The 15,952-nt window shown below is 62.3% G+C and carries 12 protein-coding genes; 8 read left to right on the forward strand and 4 right to left on the reverse strand.

Features of this window, described 5'->3' with window-relative positions; translation table 11 throughout:
• Window positions 1-217: 217 nt before the first annotated feature.
• Window positions 218-589: a cupin domain-containing protein gene (locus KF708_17585; protein MBX3414503.1), complete on the reverse strand. Its 372-nt coding sequence runs from the start codon at window positions 587-589 to the stop codon at window positions 218-220.
• 39 nt (window positions 590-628) lie between these two features.
• Complete coding sequence (locus KF708_17590) at window positions 629-1,273, reverse strand: RsmD family RNA methyltransferase (protein MBX3414504.1); 645 nt, start codon at window positions 1,271-1,273, stop codon at window positions 629-631.
• Window positions 1,274-2,120: 847 nt separating this feature from the next.
• Between KF708_17590 and KF708_17595 the strand changes: the two genes are divergently transcribed.
• The 5 genes from KF708_17595 to KF708_17615 all read left to right on the forward strand — a co-directional run bounded on the left by KF708_17595 (window position 2,121) and on the right by KF708_17615 (window position 10,988).
• Window positions 2,121-2,603, forward strand: coding sequence for a peptidylprolyl isomerase (locus tag KF708_17595; GenBank protein MBX3414505.1), 483 nt, complete (start codon window positions 2,121-2,123; stop codon window positions 2,601-2,603).
• A 624-nt stretch (window positions 2,604-3,227) separates the two neighbouring features.
• A complete protein-coding gene (locus KF708_17600; GenBank protein ID MBX3414506.1) occupies window positions 3,228-4,283 on the forward strand; it encodes a LysR family transcriptional regulator in 1,056 nt (351 codons plus the stop codon).
• Window positions 4,284-4,288: 5 nt separating this feature from the next.
• A complete protein-coding gene (gene gltB / locus KF708_17605) occupies window positions 4,289-8,869 on the forward strand; it encodes a glutamate synthase large subunit (protein ID MBX3414507.1) in 4,581 nt (1,526 codons plus the stop codon).
• On the forward strand, window positions 8,862-10,355 hold the full coding sequence (locus KF708_17610) for a glutamate synthase subunit beta (protein MBX3414508.1): 1,494 nt from the start codon (window positions 8,862-8,864) through the stop codon (window positions 10,353-10,355). Before gltB ends, KF708_17610 begins: the two co-directional genes overlap by 8 nt.
• Before the next feature lie 210 nt (window positions 10,356-10,565).
• On the forward strand, window positions 10,566-10,988 hold the full coding sequence (locus tag KF708_17615; protein ID MBX3414509.1) for a response regulator: 423 nt from the start codon (window positions 10,566-10,568) through the stop codon (window positions 10,986-10,988).
• 107 nt (window positions 10,989-11,095) lie between these two features.
• On the opposite strand, the gene KF708_17620 is transcribed toward KF708_17615, so the two are convergent.
• Window positions 11,096-11,311 (reverse strand): SlyX family protein, encoded by a 216-nt coding sequence (locus tag KF708_17620; protein MBX3414510.1) that lies wholly within the window; start codon window positions 11,309-11,311, stop codon window positions 11,096-11,098.
• Between the two features lie 107 nt (window positions 11,312-11,418).
• Here KF708_17620 and KF708_17625 point away from each other — a divergent pair, with 107 nt between their 5' ends.
• Both KF708_17625 and KF708_17630 read left to right on the forward strand, forming a co-directional pair.
• A complete protein-coding gene (locus tag KF708_17625) occupies window positions 11,419-12,816 on the forward strand; it encodes a hypothetical protein (GenBank protein MBX3414511.1) in 1,398 nt (465 codons plus the stop codon).
• A 49-nt stretch (window positions 12,817-12,865) separates the two neighbouring features.
• Window positions 12,866-13,228, forward strand: a complete 363-nt coding sequence (locus KF708_17630) for a 4a-hydroxytetrahydrobiopterin dehydratase (protein ID MBX3414512.1) — start codon at window positions 12,866-12,868, stop codon at window positions 13,226-13,228.
• An 18-nt stretch (window positions 13,229-13,246) separates the two neighbouring features.
• Here the strand turns inward: KF708_17630 and KF708_17635 are convergent, their stop codons facing one another.
• The gene (locus KF708_17635) at window positions 13,247-14,299 is read right to left on the reverse strand and encodes a hypothetical protein (protein MBX3414513.1); all 1,053 of its coding nucleotides are present in this window, start codon (window positions 14,297-14,299) and stop codon (window positions 13,247-13,249) included.
• 512 nt (window positions 14,300-14,811) lie between these two features.
• On the opposite strand from KF708_17635, the gene KF708_17640 reads away from it, so the two are divergent.
• Window positions 14,812-15,819 (forward strand): hypothetical protein, encoded by a 1,008-nt coding sequence (locus tag KF708_17640; GenBank protein ID MBX3414514.1) that lies wholly within the window; start codon window positions 14,812-14,814, stop codon window positions 15,817-15,819.
• Window positions 15,820-15,952 lie beyond the last annotated feature (133 nt).

Consider the following 15,952-nt stretch of genomic DNA (forward strand, 5'->3'; position numbering starts at 1 on the left):
CTCCGTGCCTGACACCGATGTAGCGCACGTTTGGCGCGCTCGCGCACTCCGCGCCTAAGTGAGATCGGTAAAATACACCGTCTGGATAAACAGGGGTTTGTGAGAAAAGTGTGCCGGGCCTGAGGCCACCAAGGCTATCTCGAAGACTCGTCACGAGTTGCAACGCAAAGTGCGTTTGCCTGCATGGCTGCTATGTCAAGCGACAGCAGGTGATGTATTAGTCCCAGCCCTCGATTATGACGGTGTCCTCGTGCTCGTAGGCTGGGGCACAGCAGCAGAGAAACTTGAGCGGCACGTCGCCGATGTTCGTGATCTGGTGGGGTTCGCCCGGCGGGATGGCGATCGAATCGCCCGGCCCTACTTCGCGCACCTCGTCACCCAGACGCATCCGGGCCTGGCCGACGAGGATGTAGTAAATCTCCTCGGTTTGGGGATGGTAGTGCGCCTGGGTCTTAGCGCCGGGAGCGAGACGCGCCTCGGCAAGGCTTTGCTGGCGGATCACCGAGTTGCGATAGGCCAGCAACTCGCGAATCTCCGAGCCGTCTTTCGTCGTGAAGGCAGACACTTCATCGATATGACGCACATCCATCGTGGAATGGTCTCCGACCCCGCAGGGACAAGGGTTGAGCTAGTTGTTCGTTACGCTTTGTGGTCGCCAGGTGCCGATGACCGCCGGTAAATACGCGCGGACATTCCAGCGATCGGCGTCGGGCAGCGTGGCAAAGTCGAAGTTCGCGTCGGCCTCGACCAAGACGATGCTGTCCAGGGGCGCCGCGGCGATGACCCGATCCACGAGTTGGAGCATTTCGTCCCTTTGTTCCTGAAACAGGCGATAAGGTGGGCAAATGAAGACGGCCCAGCGCTGGCCGGTGGCGGGCTCGGGAAGGTGACGTACCCAATGGAAGACGTCTCCCGCGGCGACCTGCGCCTGAGCTTCGATGCCCAGGTCGGCGACGGTCTGTTCGATCAGTTTGGCGGTGGGAAAGTGCCGCTCGACGAGCGTCGCCTGGGCAGCGCCCCGGCTGACCGCCTCGAGGCCCATGGCGCCCGTGCCGGCGAACAGATCGAAGACCTGTGCCCCCACGACGCTCGGTCCCACGAGGTTGAAAACCGCCTCGCGCACGCGGTCTTTCATGGGCCGGGTGCGTGGATCGCCCGAGTAAAGCAGCTTCCGTCCACGCAGGTTTCCCCCCACGATCCGCAACGGCGCCGCCACCGGATCAGAGGGGGTGGGACGAACGGAGCGTGCGGTCGGTTTGCCACGGCGTGCCAAGTTGAACTCCCGTCAAACGGCTCACGTAACGAAGTCGGGCTACACGAAGTCGCTGTCATACTAGGCGGCAGCGAGCGCTCTATGGTAGGCTACGACCTTGAAAAATCTGGGCCAGCGCGGCGCGAGTAGTCTGCGCGAACCCTATTGAAGCACACGTTTTGCGGACAGGAAACTCGTCATGTTGCGATACGCTCGCCGCGCGCTCTGCTTGCCTCTCTTGCTCGTGTCTCCCCTGGTAGCCGTGGCGCAAGATGCCCCCGAACCTGAATCGAAGCCGGAAGAGCCCGCCGCCACTGAACCGGCGGCCTCCGCGGCCGAGGGTGATTTTGAAAAGGCCGTGGCGGTCTTCCGCGATACCTTGGCCAAGATCAAGGAGATGCAGCTCAACTTCAAGCTGGTCAAGCCCGAAGAACGGCCGGCCATGGAGGAGCAGTTCAAGCAACTGATTTCCGAGGGGGACAAGCAGTACCGGGCGATGATCGCGGCGGCCGAGGCCGAGTACGTCGCCGGCGAGCATGGCAAGGACGACGTCAATAACCTGCTGCTCGTCGACGCCCGCGACAATTACACGAACGACGATTACGAGAATGCCTATCGCATTTCGAAGCTGCTCAGCGATACCGAATTCAAGTACAAGCAGCCGATGTTGTGGGCCGGCATGTCGGCCTGGGCCATGGGGGACTACGACAACGCCGCGAAGTACCTCAAGCTCGCGCAAGAAAACAACATGCTCGACGATCAGGGGCAACTGACCCTGTCGCAGTTCGACAAGCATCGTGAAGCATGGGAAAAAGAGCAGGCAATTCGTGAGAAAGAAGCGGCCGCCGACGATCTGCCGCGCGTGCTGATGAAGACGAATCAAGGCGACATCGTCATCGAGTTATTCGAGAACGAAGCCCCGAACACCGTGGCCAACTTCATCAATCTCGTCGAGCGAAAGTTCTACGACGGGCTTTCGTTTCACCGCGTCTTGCACGGCTTCATGGCGCAAGGAGGCGATCCGAAGGGGGATGGCACGGGTGGACCCGGTTACACGATTCCCTGCGAGTGCTACACCGACAATCATCGCGAGCACTTCCGCGGAACCTTGAGCATGGCTCACGCCGGCAAGGACACCGGCGGCTCGCAATTCTTCATCACGTTCCGGCCAACGACCCATCTCGACGGTCGCCACACGGCGTTCGGTCGCGTGATCGAAGGGATGGACGTGCTGCCGAAGTTGCACGAACGCGATCCTCAGCGTCCCGTCGGCGAACCGGACAAGATTCTTTCGGCCACCGTGCTGCGCAAACGCGATCACGATTACACGCCGCAGAAGAAGGCCGATTAACTCCAGCGGACGAACGATGGAAACCACAGAACCCGGTCACCTGGCCCGCAGGCGACCGGGTCTTTTTACGCGCGTACGCCTGCAACGCGCGTGGATCGTCCTTTCGAGAATGCTCGCGCTGGACAAGGCATTTCAGTATCTCTTCCTGTTTGCACGTTCGAGCGGGAGTGAAGCGTTCCAGGCAGCCCTGCCGAGAATCTCGTTCCTCGGGTATTCGCTGCCGCGTAATACTGCATCGGCTCGGCGTTTACCCGGCTGATCGTGGCAATGCCGCTGGAGATCTGGGCAAGGTGATACTGACTTGTCCGCCGGTTCCTGGGGCGGAGTTGGCCAGGAGAGTTCCGCCAGAAGCGAACTTTCTGCAGATCAGATCCCTCTCTATTCAGGCTTGTGATGATAGGGATCACCTGGCGTTTCGATGTAAGTTATTTTATTACATTGATTTATGGTCTTTGTTGTGGTCGTTGGCTTTCCTGATGCTAGCAGCGGTAAGCGGGAGGGACCATGTCTGAGAATTTGCTTGACGCGGGGTGTCGCACTCCCTAGTTTGATATGTTCACTAAGAATGCTGGAAGCGCTTTCTATCTGAAACGCTAATCGCGGCCCGTCACGTCTTTCTCATCGATGCACGTCAAGTCCCTGAAAATCTTCTGCGATGTCGTGCGCCAACGCAGCTTTTCGCGTGCGGCTCGCGAGAATGGCATTTCCCAGTCGGGGGCCAGCCAGGTCGTGCATCAGCTCGAGGATCGCCTGGGCGTCAAGCTCATCGATCGCTCGAAGCGTCCCTTTGTGCTCACGGCCGAGGGGGAGGTCTACTACGACGGCTGCCGCGGCATCGTCGAGCGCTACTTCGCGCTGGAAGACAAAGTCCGCACGTTGCACCAGGAGGTCGTCGGCCGCGTGCGCGTGGCCTCGATCTACTCGGTCGGGCTGCACCACATGAGCCGTTCGATTCAGGACTTCCTGAGTCGTTATCCCAAGGCCAATGTGCGGCTCGAGTACCTCCACCCGCACCGCGTCTATCAGAGCATCGAGCACGACAAGGCCGACCTGGGATTGGTCAGCTATCCCAAGTCGTCGCGCACGATCCAGGCCATCCCCTGGCGCGAGGAGCCGATGGTGCTGGTCTGTGCCCCCGGGCATCGACTGGCGTCGCGTCCGCGCATCGCCCTGATCGAACTGGCGGGCGAGAAGCTGGTGAGCTTCGACCGCGACCTGACGATCCGTCGCGAGATCGATCGCGTGCTCTCGCTCGATGGCGTGATGGTCGACGTGGCGATGGAGTTCGACAACATCGAAACGATCAAACGTGCCGTCGAGATCGACGCCGGCGTAGCGCTGTTGCCCGAGCCGACGGTACAGCCCGAGGTGACGGCCGGCACGCTGGTGGCCGTGCCGCTCGACACGGACGAGTTGGTTCGTCCGCTGGGCATCATCTTTCGGCGCGGTCGCGAGCTCGACGGCACGATCGGCCGCTTCCTCGAATTATTGCGCGAGCAGGCCGACGTGCCTTTGCGCAACGGTCACGCGGCGTCGCACGTGGGACGCGCGCATTCCCCCTCCCCGACGAATGGCCATGGCGCCGCGGCCACACGCCCGGCGCCCGCCCCCACGAGAGCTGTGAAAGCCAACGGCCGAGCGACAGAATCGGCCACCGCCCACACCGCCAGCACACGGTAGGACCCATGTCAGAATTGCAACGGAACCAAGGACTTCCCCAGGCCCAGGGTCTTTACGATCCGGCGAACGAGCACGATGCGTGCGGTGTCGGCTTCGTGGTGAACATCCACGGCGAGCGCACGCATCAGATCGTGCGGCGCGGTCTCGAGATTCTCGTGAACCTGACGCACCGCGGCGCGTGCGGTTGCGATCCGTTGACAGGTGACGGGGCGGGCATTCTCACGCAGATTCCGCACGACTTCTTCGCCGCCAAGGCGGGAGAAGTGGGGGCCAGGCTGCCCGCCGCCGGCGACTACGGCATCGGCATCGTGTTTCTGCCCAGCGAGGACCGCGAGCGCGACTTCTGCTCCAACCGGCTGGAAGAGATCGTCGTCGAAGAAGGGCAACGCGTGCTGGGTTGGCGCGACGTGCCGATCGACAACCGCCTGATCGGGCAGACGGCCCGCGACGTCGAGCCCGTCATTCGACAGATCTTCATCGCTCGCGGCAGCGAGACTCCGCGCGAGCGTCTGGAGTGGAAGCTCTATGTCATTCGCAAGCGCATCGAGAACGAAATTCGCGAGAGCCAGCTCGAACAGGTGAAGTACTTCTATCTGCCGAGCCTGTCGTCGCGCGTCGTGATTTACAAGGGGCTCATGCTGGCCGAGCAGGTCGAGGGTTTTTATGCCGACCTGGCGGACGAACGCTTCGTCTCGGCCCTGGCGCTCGTGCATCAACGCTACAGCACGAACACCTTTCCGACGTGGGACTTGGCCCAGCCGTTCCGCTACATGGCGCACAACGGCGAGATCAACACGTTGCGCGGCAACGTGAACTGGATGCATGCCCGGCAGAGCATGCTGGCCAGCCAGGAATATGGCGACGACCTGCGCAAGATCTTGCCGATCTGTACGCCGAACGCCAGCGATTCGGCCATCTTCGACAACGCGCTCGAGCTGCTGGTGATGACCGGCCGCTCGTTGCCCGAGGCAATGTCGATGCTCATTCCCGAGCCCTGGGCAGGCCACGAGAGTATGTCGGACGAAAAGAAGGCCTACTACGAGTACCAGGCCTGTCTCATGGAACCGTGGGACGGTCCCGCCTCGATGGCGTTTACCGACGGCACCCTGATGGGGGCCCTGCTCGACCGCAACGGCCTGCGCCCCAGCCGCTACTGGGTCACCAAGCAAGGTATGGTCATCATGGCTTCCGAGGCGGGCGTGCTCGACATTCCGCCCGAAGAGGTCGAGTTCAAGGGACGCCTGCGACCGGGACGCATGTTCCTGGTCGATACCGCGCAGAAGCGGATCATTGCCGACGACGAGATCAAGCACGAGCTCGCGTCGAAGCATCCCTATCGGGACTGGCTGCGTCAGAACCAGCGCACGCTCGATACGATCCCCGAGCCCACGTCCACCAATGGCGAGATGCACGAACCGCTGCTCAAGTTGCAACGCACCTTCGGCTACACGCTCGAAGATCTGCGCATCATCCTGGCTCCCATGGCGACCGACGGTCTCGAGCCGATCGGCTCGATGGGGAACGACGCGCCGCTGGCGGTACTCTCCGATCGTCCGCAGTTGCTTTACAACTACTTCAAGCAGCTCTTCGCCCAGGTGACGAATCCGCCGCTCGACGCGATCCGCGAGGAGATCATCACCTCGATGATCACCACGATCGGTTCGGAAGGGAACCTGATCGACGAAACGCCCGAGCAATGCGGGCTGTTGCGCCTGGAACAGCCGTTTCTCACGAATCACGAGTTGGAAAAGATCAAGTCGCTCAACAGTGGCCGGCTGCGCAGCCATACGCTGTCGATCCTCTTCCGCCGCAGCGAAGGAGTGGCGGGCCTGGCCAAGCGCCTGGAAGAATTACGTCGCGAGGCCTCGCAGGCGATCGCCAAGGGGGCTACCATTCTCATCCTGTCCGATCGGGGCGTGAACGCCGATTGGGTGCCGATTCCGGCTCTGCTCGCCACGAGCGGCATCCATCACCACCTGATCCGCGAAGAAACCCGCACGCGCTGCGGCCTGGTGGTCGAGACGGGCGAAGCCCGCGAGGTACAACACTTCGCCCTGCTCACGGGCTATGGCGCCGGCGCCGTCAACCCGTACCTGGCCTTCGCCACGATTCACCAGATGCAGGTCGACGGGTACCTTCCGGTCGACTACCAGCCCGAGGTGCTCGAGAAGAAGTTCATCAAGGCGGTGGCCAAGGGCGTGTTGAAGGTGATGTCGAAGATGGGCATCTCCACGCAGCAAAGCTACCGCGGCGCGCAGATCTTCGAGGCGATCGGCTTGAATCGCCCGTTCATCGACGAGTATTTCTCGTGGACGGCCAGCCGCATCCAGGGGATCGGCATCGAAGACATTGCCGAAGAGTCAATTCGCCGACACGAGCATGCCTATCCGACGGCCGAAGTGCCCGAGGTGTTGCAACTCGACGTAGGCGGCCAATACCAGTGGCGTCGCAAGGGTGAGGCGCACCTCTTCAATCCCGATGTCATCGCGCGGCTGCAGCACAGCACGCGGATCAACAGCAAGGGCGAGTTCAAGAAGTTCTGCGAGCTGATCGACAAGCAGGAGAAACGCCTGCTGACGCTCCGTGGATTGATCGACTTGAAGCAGGCCGCCAAGCCGGTGCCGCTCGAAGAGGTCGAGCCGGCGACCGAGATCGTCAAGCGCTTTGCGACGGGCGCCATGTCGTATGGTTCGATCTCGCGCGAAGCGCACGAGACGCTGGCCATTGCCATGAATCGCCTGGGCGCCAAGAGCAACACGGGCGAAGGAGGCGAGGATCCGGCCCGCTATACGCCCGATCCGAATGGCGACAGCCGGTCGAGCGCCATCAAGCAGGTGGCCAGCGGCCGTTTCGGCGTGACGAGCGAGTATCTCGTCAGCGCCAAGGAATTGCAGATCAAGATGGCGCAAGGCGCCAAGCCGGGCGAAGGGGGCCAGCTACCCGGCCATAAAGTCGACCAGGAAATCGGCCGCATTCGTCACAGCACGCCGGGCGTGGGGCTCATTTCTCCCCCGCCGCACCACGATATCTACTCGATCGAGGATCTCGCCCAGTTGATCCACGATCTGAAGAACTCGAACCGCGCTGCCCGCATCAGCGTGAAGCTCGTGGCGGAGGTGGGGGTCGGCACCGTGGCGGCGGGCGTCTCGAAGGGGAAGTCGGACGTCGTTCTCATCAGTGGTTATGACGGTGGCACCGGCGCCAGCCCGCAGACCTCGATCAAGCACGCCGGCATTCCCTGGGAGCTCGGCCTGGCCGAGACCCACCAGGTGCTGGTGATGAACGACCTGCGTAGCCGCATCATCGTCCAGACCGACGGCCAGTTGCGCACCCCGCGCGACGTGGCGATTGCCACGATGCTCGGCGCCGAAGAGTGGGGCATCGCCACGGCGTCGCTCGTGGTCATCGGCTGCATCATGATGCGGAAGTGTCATCTCAACACCTGCCCTGTCGGCATCGCGACGCAGGATCAGGCGTTGCGCAAGAAGTTCTCCGGCGAGCCGGAGCACGTGGTGAACTACTTTTTCCTACTGGCCGAGGGGCTGCGCGAGATCATGGCCTCGCTCGGCTTCCGCACGATCAACGAGATGGTCGGCCGGGTCGACATGCTCGACACCGCCCAGGCGATCGCCCATTGGAAGGCCAAGGGACTCGACTTCTCGACGATTCTGCACAAGCCGCAGGCGCCGGCACACGTCGGCACGTATTGCAGCCAGTCGCAGGATCATGGCCTCGACAGCTCGCTCGACGTGACCACGCTGCTCGAGCTCTGCCGGCCCGCGCTCGAACGTGGCGAAAAGGTCAAGGCGGACGTGCGCATCCGCAATATCAACCGCACGGTGGGCACGATCCTCTCGAGCGAGGTGACGCGCCGCTACGGCAAGCGCGGCTTGCCCGAGGACACGATCCAGCTCAACTTCCGCGGCACGGCCGGACAGAGCATACTCGCTTTTGGCGTGCCGGGCGTGACCTTCCGCGTCGAGGGAGATGTGAACGACTACTGCGGCAAGGGGCTCTCCGGGGGCAAGATGATCGTCTACCCGCCGCGCGAGAGTAGCTTCGTGCCGGAAGACAACGTCATCGCCGGCAACGTCTGCCTGTACGGCGCCACCTCGGGCGAGTTGTATCTCCGCGGCATCGCCGGCGAGCGCTTCTGCGTGCGCAACAGCGGCGCCTCGGCCGTCGTCGAAGGAGTAGGGGACCACGGTTGCGAATACATGACCGGCGGCCGCGCCGTGATTCTCGGCCAAACCGGGCGCAACTTCGCCGCCGGCATGAGCGGGGGCATCGCCTACGTGCTCGACGAGGATGGCAGCTTCCCCAACCATGTGAACATGGAAATGGTCGAGCTCGAGGATCTTACGGATCTCGACGACCAGCAGTGCGTGCTGCAGCTCGTCAAGCGGCACGTCGAATACACCGGCAGCACCCGCGGGCAATATGTGCTCGACAACTGGGACGAGCTTCGTGGCAAGTTCGTCAAGGTGATGCCGATCGATTACAAGCGTGCCTTGGCCGAGCTCGCCAAGGAGCAGAAAACCACCACCGCCAGCGCAGGTATGCTCGAAGAGGTTACTCATGGGTGATGTACGTGGATTCATCAAGTACGGCCGCAAGATCTACGGCAACGAACCGGCCGAAGATCGCGTGCGGCACTACAACGAGTTCCTCAAGGTGCTCTCGCCCGAAGAGGTGACCACGCAGGGGGCACGCTGCATGGACTGTGGCGTGCCGTTTTGCCACACGGGCTGCCCGCTGGGGAACATCATTCCCGACTGGAACGATCTCGTGTATCGCGGCCAGTGGCGCGAGGCGCTCGATCGTCTGCACGCGACGAACAACTTTCCCGAGTTTACGGGGCGCGTCTGTCCCGCGCCGTGCGAAACGGCCTGCGTGCTGGGCATCAATGAAGATCCGGTCACGATCAAGCAGATCGAAATGACGATCGCCGATCGCGGCTTCGACGAGGGTTGGATCGCCGCCGAGCCCCCGGCCAAGCGCACCGGCAAGCACGTGGCGGTCATCGGCAGCGGTCCGGCGGGGCTCGCCGCCGCGCAACAGCTCAATCGGGCCGGGCACCGCGTGACGGTCTTCGAGCGCGCCGATCGCCCCGGCGGTCTGCTCATGTATGGCATTCCCGACTTCAAGCTCGAAAAGAGCCGCGTCTGGCGCCGCGTCGAGCAGATGAAGGCCGAGGGGATCGAGTTCCGCTGCAATACGAATATCGGCGTCGACATCTCGGCCGCCCAATTGCGCGAGGACTTCGACGCCATCGTGATCTGCGCCGGTTCGACCCATCCGCGCGATCTGCCGATCCCGGGTCGCGAGTTCCAGGGAGTCCATTTTGCGATGGATTTCCTGCCGCAGCAGAACAAGCGCAACCAGGGGGATGAGATTCCGAGCGACGTGGCCCTTTCGGCCACGGGCAAGGATGTGATCATCATCGGCGGCGGCGACACTGGCAGCGACTGCACCGGCACGTCGAATCGCCAGGGAGCGAAGAGCGTCACGCAGTTCGAGTTGCTGCCGCAACCTCCCGATCTGGGCAAGTATCCCCGCGCCGTGCAGCGCCCCGCGCAATCGCCTTGGCCCTATTGGACGATGATGCTCCGCACGAGCTCGTCGCACGAAGAAGGGTGCGATCGCCACTGGAGCATTCTCACCAAGGAATTCCTCTCCGACGACCAGGGCCACGTTCGCAGCCTGGTGACGGTGACCATCGAGTGGTACACGGACGAACAAGGCCGGCATCAGTTTCGCGAGTTGCCCGAGACGCGACAGGAATGGCCCTGCCAGTTGGTGCTGTTGGCGATGGGCTTCCTTGGCCCCGAGAAACGTGGTGCGGTCGACGAGCTGGGGCTCGAGCTCGATCCCCGCGGTAACATCAAGTGCGACGAAAATTACATGTCGAGCGTCGAAGGGGTCTTCGCCGCCGGCGATGCCCGACGTGGGCAGTCGCTCGTAGTCTGGGCCATTCATGAAGGTCGCGAGGCGGCACGCGCCGTCGATCGCTATCTGATGGGCGCGACAATGCTGCCGAGCCTGAACGCGGGCGATTTCGCCTGGCGGTAAGGTAGTGGTCAGTGGTCAGGGGTCAGGGGGCCGTCGTGTTGTGTGCTTCTGGTTTTGACGGTTGTAACGATGCGTTGCAGCCTCGGGCGGGGGGCGGGAGTGATCGGTGCCCGGATCGCACGCCGCAATTCATGGTGCAACCTAGGTTTGCAGTGAGGAACTTCGGCCCCTGTTGCCGAATGGCCACGCCTGCCGACCAAGGAGCGCACGATGGATGGTATCTCTGACATTCGCGCGATGATTCTCGCCATCGACGACGAGCACTCGATCCTCGATGAATTGGAGCGGACGCTCCGGCCGGCCGGCTACGGCTTCTGCGGGTGCGATTCGGCCGATGCGGCCCTGTCCACGGCCCTGCGCACGGTGCCCGATTTGATCCTCTCCGACATCAATCTCGGCGAGCAGAACGGCCTCGAATTGTGCGAAGAGCTCAAAGAGCACGCCATGCTGCACGACGTGCCGGTGATCTTTCTCTCGGGCGCGCCGATTCCCGACGTGATTCGCCGGGCGCACGCCGTGGGAGGAACATATTACGTGCGCAAGCCGTTCGATCCCGAAGTGCTGATCGACCTGGTCGAGAAGGCGCTGTGGATGCCGCACCTGATCGGCGGCCGCGCCACGACTGCCTGCTAACGACACCGCCGAGCATGGTCGCAGATCGCCGCAGTACGATCGTGCGCCCGGGTAGGTTTCCCGCGATCCAGCGCGACCGATGTGCAGCATGGCAGAAACTGGGGTGATTACCCCCCCTCGAAGCTCTCCTCCCCTGGAGAATGTGGCGAGTTGTTGTCCGCATCCCTCCAGCAAGCAAGACGCGCCAAGCGTGCATCGATCGCATCGAGTGCTTTTTGCTGAGCACGCACGACTTCATCGAGCGCATGGACCGTCTCTTCGAGGTGCATGAAGACCATCTCGAGTTTCGTAACCCGCTCGTGCAACTTCGATTCGTCAGGCATGTTACTCCTTCGCAGGTCGAGAATTCGCCAAGGGGTATGAAGTCCGCTAATCTAACACTTGGGGCGACAAACCGCCGGGACGTTCTCTTTTGAGCAAGGGGGGAGCCATGCGTTCCTGGTTACCGTGGCCGGTCGCCACACTCTTGTTGGTCGTTTCCGGTTGCAGCTATTTCCACTACGAGCTTGAACTATGCCCGGACGGCGACCAGATGGTCCGCCGCCTCACCTGCTGGAAGACCACGGCCGGGGACAAAGACTCGGCGCGAGAAGACTTTCCTGCCGACGAACTCAAGGCGATCACCGAGATCTATCAGTCCGAAATCGCCCAGCCGTTGCAGCGCAAATACGTCTTCGAAGGCGCCTTCGGCGGTACGACTCCACAGGACATCGGCGGCGCTGGCTGGTTTCGGCGTTTCCAATCGCCGCTGGGCGATTCCTTCTGGTACACGGAACGCTTTCGTGGGCGAGACGACCTGGTCGTGCAACTCGAGGAGCGTGCGGCTTCGGCCGACCAGCTTGCCGACTTGCTCAAGGGATGGTTTACCGCCGAACTGGGGAATGAGCCCGAGTTTGCCAGTGCCATCAAGATCGTCGATGTCGATCTTCGGCACGACCTGAAGAATTTTGGTACCTACACCTGGGCGTCGATGTCGGTCCCTGGCCATTGGTCTTCCAAGGAAGAAACGAATGGCGTTGAGACCTTCTTTGTAGGCGCTGTGCAGTATTTCATCGAGCGAGGCTATCTGACGCCCGATGAGTTGCCCGCCATGCAACGCAGCATGAACCTGGGCTTCGAAGAGTTGGCCGGGCGTGCCGTGTTGTGCAAGTCTGGGTTGCTCGACTCTCACGCGGAGGATCCGCGGCTCGACTTTCTTCGCGGCGGCAAGCGGACGAAAGAATCCTGGGCGCGCTATATGCAAACGACTCCCAGTTTCCGCGCGCAATTGGACGCCTGGGAAATCGCGAAGCAATCGGATCCGGAACTTTCCGCTCCTGACCCACAAGAGCCACTGATGAACCTGGTTTCCGAGTTGGTCGGCTTTGAGTTGTTCGGGCGCAGCGACCACCTGAACCTGACGCTGCACACACCCGTGCGTCCGTTTCTTACGAATGCGACTTGGAATGAAACAAAGAAGACGGCGAATTGGGATCTGGGGATTGCAGGTGACAAAGGCGTGCCGACCCTGGTCTACGCGCAGTGGGCCGTGCCCAACGAAGAAGTGCAATCGCGACTCTTCGGCGCGGTGATTCTGGCCGACGATCAACTGGCTCAGTACGTCGAGTGGTATACCGTGCTGAATGCCGAACAGCGCGCGGAATGGGACAAATTTTTTGAACAGCTTCGTCCGGGACCGGGACTTGCCAAGCAGGTGGCCGACTTTCAATTTCGAGAAGAATCGGCGGAGAGCCGCGATGAAACCGTCGTCGGATACTTGCAAAAAGGCCGCGATCTTCTAGCTCGCGCACTAATGCAGCACAAGCCAGAGAAAGAACCGGAAAACTGAGTAGTATGCCTAACAGACAAATCTGAATCTCTGATCAAGGAGCCACGCCATGCAAGCCATGACCAGTGAACAACTCGCCACGAAGAAGTGCGTGCCGTGCGAAGGGGGCGTCGAGGCGTGTAGTCTGCCGCAGGCCAGGTCACAACTCGAAAGGCTCGCCGGTTGGCGCCTGACGCACGAGGGCCAGCGCATCCGCAAGGATTGGGTCGTGAAGAACTTCGTCGCCGGCATGGAGTTCTTTCAGGCCGTGTCCGAAGTGGCCGAGGCCGAGCAGCATCACCCCGATCTGCACCTCGAAGGGTATCGCAACGTCTGGATCGAGATCTGGACCCACGCCATCGGCGGCCTCTCGGAGAACGATTTTATTTTGGCCGCCAAGATCGATCAGTTGCCCGTCAAGCTCAAGAGGTAGCTGCCTTAGCGGCAACGCTCACCAATGGTGCCGGCCCGGGTTCCAGGCCTGATAGCTGCGCCGCCGACCGCCGAAGTGGAATTCCATGCCGGCGGTCAACGAGTAGCTGTTCATCCAGGGGAGACCGCCGGCGAAGCTGGCGTTGTCCGTAAAGTCGAGTCGAAACGCGAGCCAGCTCGAATAGCGATACTTGAGCCCCATCCCCAGCGGAAGGCTGAATGAAGTTTCGTCGGCGCGGGCGCCTTCGTTCTTGTAGAACTGGAATCTCGCGAGTCCCAGCCCGATCGAGAAGTAGGGACGCCAGAGTGAATCGCCCCACGGGTAATACACCACGCTGGTGTCCCAATAAAAATCCTCGGTGTCGTCGAGCCAGTAGTCGCTCCCGAAATTATTCATGTCGAGACTGGCGAAGGCGAGACGTGTCTCCCAGCCGAGATAGTTGCCCCAGTCTTCGCCGAGACGGAATCCGCCGATGGCGCCCCCCCCTCGCTCGGCCTGATACTTCCCCATGTCGTCGCCCCACATGACGCCGACAAACCAGTCGACGTGCCAGGGACGGTAGTTCCAGCTTTCGCGCAGGAGCGGCACGCCGAGTCCCTTGTGGCGCACCGAGCCGTTGACCAGCTCGTTCCAGTCGCGCGGCAGAAAGTGATACGTGCCACCGGCCGCACCCTGGTCCATGAATCCCGTGCCCGGCGCGACGAGCGATTCGTATTCTTCTGGCCCCGCTGGTCCGTAGGTTGGCCCATGCAGGTCGGCGGAATGGGCCCCGCCACAGTGTGCGCAACCCGCGCCGTCGTAAGTCGAGGTGCCGTTGAAAAACGAGCCACCCGCGGGCGCCGGAGCGCGGGGGGCTGGGCTCGATACCGCGGCTTGCTGCGCGGATGGCGTGGTCGCTGGACGACTCGCGTGTCCCGACGCGTTGGCGATGAACCGCTCGGCGAGCGATGCCGTGGCAGATTCTTCCGCGTGCGCGGCAGCCGGAACGCATAATGCGAAGCAAGGCGCAAACGCGAGCATCCACGCCGCGCGGCGTGCGAGCGAACACCAGATTCGGCGCTCGTGCTTCATGTGCGCATTCACCGGCCCTGACCTGGAGGAGTCGTCTTGCGTTTCGAGCGTCGCTCTCGTCGTTCATGCGCGAGCGCGCTAGTCCACTTCGCCCGACTTGGCGACGACACGGTCGGCCAGACCAAAGGGTGCGGATCTCGAACTCGGCCGCTACGCGGAATCGCGCTAGGTGCAGAAATGGGGCGGGATTATGGCGATCTCCGGCTTCACCGTCAATTGAAGTGCGCGCCGCACGCTAGCACCTGGCTGCCGGCCAACCACACCTGCTAGCGGAATGCTGCACTAGCACGACAGCGTTGGCAGCAACAGGGGCGGCCAGAGACGCGCCGAGTGGCGCGACTGGCCTAGGATCGTCCGACGGCCCATCCCTATAATGCCGCCCCGCTCGACGGAACGAGCCCAGGCCAGGCGAAGCGACCGCCATCGGTCGTACGACCTCACCTTGCCCTCAAGGGGGAAGCACTGCCTCGCCCCTGCCATGCGAACCCGCTCATCTGCCCGGAGGATACTCCATGATCAGGAAGATCACTGTCGTCCCCCTCATTGCTACCTTGCTGTTGGTGGGGCCACTGACCGAAGGGGCTGTCGCCCAAAGTGACATCACGGGCGGATTCCAACGCCTCGATCAGAGTTTGGTCAACGGCTGGCCCAAGCGGATCGCGCGACCGAGCGGAAATCCGCACCACGGCATCCTGATCAACGACGTCTTCGTCGCGCCCGTGGCGCACGGCGAATCGGTGTACCCCTGCTGCGAGAATGATTCTTGCTGCGAAAAATCCTGCGCTCGCAAGACGGACGAGTGTGCGGGCTGTCCTGCCGGCGAGTGTAAAGCCGGCGGCGAATGCGTGAAGCATAAGAAGCTGGCCCACAAGGAATGCAAACGCTGTAAGGACGGGAACTGCCCCTTATCGTTCGAGCGGAACAAGTCGACGGCGTCGCCGCGCGATCCTGCCAGTGAGACCGCGCGGGCGGTGCTCGAGATCATGGACACCTTGGGGCACAGCGTCATCGCCGGCACCGAGTTCGAGCCGACAGCCACGCCGACTCCCGAGGAATTGCCTTCTCCCCTGACCGAGCCGGCCGATATTCGCGCGGCACTTGTCAAGTACATTCGCGCTCTCGAGTCTGAACGCACTGCCGGGGTGCGGGAAACTTCCGCGACCGTGAATATCAGCGACCAGCCGATCGTCGTCAGTGAGATGACTACGCCGGCAGAATCGTCGCCGGCCGATACGGTGGATGCGCTGCGCGAATCGAGCATGGCCTTGGACGACGCGGCCTCGCAACTCGAAGCGCTCGAGCTGTACGAGCGTGCCGATCAGGTTCGGGCTCTGGCTCAGGCCCTGCGGCACGATGCGCGGCGTTTGAAGTCGGGTGGCCGCGTCGTGCATGCCCGTCGCCACGCGGTTCCGGTCGTGGAACCCATCTGCAACGAGGGCTGCCCAGAAGAAGCTTTGCCGAACGTCGAACGCCACCTGCGCATGTTGCACGAGGCGATGCGGCGCGAAGTGACCGAATAGTCTTGCGGTATCCAGGTTCCCATCCCGGAGCCAGGATTTTGCCTGCCCGTCGGACGAGGTTATCCTGGATTATTTGAAACGCCGTCCGGGTGTTTCAGTGTTCAGTCTCCTCGTTGGTTGAAGTAGCTGGTGT

The sequence above is a fragment of the Pirellulales bacterium genome (genome assembly GCA_019636335.1).
GTDB lineage: Bacteria > Planctomycetota > Planctomycetia > Pirellulales > JAEUIK01 > JAHBXR01.

Coding starts and splice junctions, on each gene's coding strand:
- KF708_17585 (MBX3414503.1), bottom strand. CDS start 589: ATGGATGTGCGTCATATCGATGAAGTGTCTGCCTTCACGACGAAAGAC.
- KF708_17595 (MBX3414505.1), top strand. CDS start 2,121: ATGAAGACGAATCAAGGCGACATCGTCATCGAGTTATTCGAGAACGAA.
- KF708_17600 (MBX3414506.1), top strand. CDS start 3,228: ATGCACGTCAAGTCCCTGAAAATCTTCTGCGATGTCGTGCGCCAACGC.
- gltB (MBX3414507.1), top strand. CDS start 4,289: ATGTCAGAATTGCAACGGAACCAAGGACTTCCCCAGGCCCAGGGTCTT.
- KF708_17610 (MBX3414508.1), top strand. CDS start 8,862: ATGGGTGATGTACGTGGATTCATCAAGTACGGCCGCAAGATCTACGGC.
- KF708_17615 (MBX3414509.1), top strand. CDS start 10,566: ATGGATGGTATCTCTGACATTCGCGCGATGATTCTCGCCATCGACGAC.
- KF708_17620 (MBX3414510.1), bottom strand. CDS start 11,311: ATGCCTGACGAATCGAAGTTGCACGAGCGGGTTACGAAACTCGAGATG.
- KF708_17625 (MBX3414511.1), top strand. CDS start 11,419: ATGCGTTCCTGGTTACCGTGGCCGGTCGCCACACTCTTGTTGGTCGTT.
- KF708_17630 (MBX3414512.1), top strand. CDS start 12,866: ATGCAAGCCATGACCAGTGAACAACTCGCCACGAAGAAGTGCGTGCCG.
- KF708_17635 (MBX3414513.1), bottom strand. CDS start 14,299: ATGAAGCACGAGCGCCGAATCTGGTGTTCGCTCGCACGCCGCGCGGCG.
- KF708_17640 (MBX3414514.1), top strand. CDS start 14,812: ATGATCAGGAAGATCACTGTCGTCCCCCTCATTGCTACCTTGCTGTTG.